Source organism: Cellvibrio fontiphilus (genome assembly GCF_042646205.1).
In the GTDB taxonomy this organism is placed as follows: domain Bacteria; phylum Pseudomonadota; class Gammaproteobacteria; order Pseudomonadales; family Cellvibrionaceae; genus Cellvibrio; species Cellvibrio fontiphilus_A.
In genome coordinates this window covers 1-1,212 of sequence record NZ_JBHRTF010000011.1, presented here as the reverse complement: position 1 = coordinate 1,212, position 1,212 = coordinate 1, and the positions used below count along the sequence as shown (strand labels likewise).

Below are 1,212 nucleotides of genomic sequence, written 5' to 3'. Positions count from 1 at the left end.
TTGTATGATTGATTTCACCAGTTTTCTTATCATTCTTAACGCGATAAGGTGGAGCCCATACCTGCAGCAACAGGTATTCAGCAAGGTAGCCCGGTGCAGCGCCGGAACCGAATAATCGAGTCCGTTAACAAGCGTGGGCGCCTTGCTGATTCTACTTTTAACTCGAACAGTCGAATGGGCTCCGAGCCCGAATGTAGCAAGGGTGAGTTATGAATACAACTACCGCCGCACACATTGATCGCAGTGAAAGAAATGTAGGAATCGATATCGGAAAAAGCACACTGGATGTTTGTATTTTCGAACTCGATGTTTATTTGCAGTACCCCAATACCACGGAAGGGATTCGGGAATTAATTAAAAAGCTATCGCGTTATAACCTCACGCGCATTTTGGTTGAGGCGACCGGTGGTTATGAAAGGGGTTTGGTGGAAGCCTGCGCCGAAAAGGAATTACCGGTGATTATTGTCCAGCCAACCCAAGTGCGCCAGTTTGGTAAAGCGCAAGGTGTTTTTGTAAAAACCGATAAAATTGACTCACGGCTCATCGCACAATTTGGTGCCATACTAAAACCGGAGCCAAGGCCTCTTAATAGTAAAAAAGTGCGCTATATCAGGGATTTACTCTCGCGCAAACGCCAACTGAATGAGATGCGAACCCAGGAATTAAATCGTCAGCACAAAGCGCCTGCGATTCTTGCAGCAACCCATAAACGCTTGCTAAAAGTGCTCGACAAAGAAATTGAAAGTATCAACAAGTTGCTCGCAAAAGCCATCAGTGAAGTCACAGAGTGGCAGCGCACTTATGAGATTTTAAGTTCAGTGCCAGGTGTGGGTGATGGCGTTACATTCACGCTATTGGGAGAGCTGCCCGAACTGGGCCAATTATCGCCACGCAAAATAGCAGCGCTTTGTGGCTTGGCTCCCTTTAATCGTGACAGCGGCATGATGAAAGGGCGACGCAGAATCAAAGGTGGTAGAGCGCCAATCAGAACAGTGTTGTACATGGCGATGCTGAGCGCGATTCAGTGCAATCCGGTGATGAAGAAATTTTACAAAAAGCTTGTCGAGCAGGGTAAGCACAAGAAGGTTGCACTTACGGCCTGCATGCGAAAAATGATGACGATTTTAAACGCTATGGTGCGGGATAACTGCGAGTGGCAGGCTAACTAAATTTGCGTTTCAGGTATTGATTTTCTACCACAGTCGCTTGTTA

General features: G+C 46.8%; 1 protein-coding gene. It reads left to right on the top strand.

The window, feature by feature from the left end; all coding sequences use genetic code 11:
* Positions 1–209 precede the first annotated feature (209 nt).
* Entirely contained in the window at positions 210–1,169 is a 960-nt protein-coding gene (locus ACFODX_RS16090; RefSeq protein WP_378121041.1) for an IS110 family transposase, read from the top strand.
* The last annotated feature ends 43 nt before the right edge of the window (positions 1,170–1,212 follow it).

Excerpts from the sequence above, each read along its gene's own strand:
- ACFODX_RS16090 (WP_378121041.1), top strand. The coding sequence starts at position 210 with ATGAATACAACTACCGCCGCACACATTGATCGCAGTGAAAGAAATGTA.